The sequence below is a fragment of the Streptomyces chisholmiae genome (assembly GCF_031845445.1).
GTDB classification, from domain to species: domain Bacteria; phylum Actinomycetota; class Actinomycetes; order Streptomycetales; family Streptomycetaceae; genus Streptomyces; species Streptomyces chisholmiae.
This window is the reverse complement of sequence record NZ_JAVREO010000226.1, coordinates 1-434: the sequence shown is the minus strand read 5'-3', so window position 1 is coordinate 434 and position 434 is coordinate 1. Positions and strand designations below refer to the sequence as shown.

At 67.7% G+C, this 434-nt stretch carries 1 protein-coding gene; it reads right to left on the bottom strand.

What is annotated here, in order from left to right; all coding sequences use genetic code 11:
* A partial coding sequence (locus RM844_RS32930) for an amidohydrolase family protein (RefSeq protein ID WP_311671096.1) occupies window positions 1-434 on the bottom strand: 434 nt, incomplete at both ends.

Here is a 434-nt window from a genome sequence, read left to right as displayed (position 1 = left end):
GCCGGATCCGGCTCTCGGCGAATGCCAGATCCTCGGGCACGCTCGGATTCAGGTGATGGCACACCATGAGCATGTCGAGGTGCTCGTCGAGGGTGTTGACGGTGTGCGGCCGGGTCGGCTTGGTGGAGCTGGGCAGCACATTCGGGTGCGAGGCGACGGTGATGATGTCAGGTGCGTGCCCGCCACCGGCGCCCTCGGTGTGATACGCGTGGATGCCGCGGCCCTTGATCGCGGCCAGAGTGTCCTCGACGAAACCGGCCTCGTTGAGGGTGTCGGTGTGGATGTTGGCCTGGACCCCGGCGGCTTCGGCGACCGTCAGGCAGGCATCGATGGCCGCGGGCGTGGTGCCCCAGTCCTCGTGAAGCTTGAATCCCGCTGCGCCACCGCGCAACTGCTCCCACATCGCCTCGGCGCTGACGGTATTGCCCTTGCCC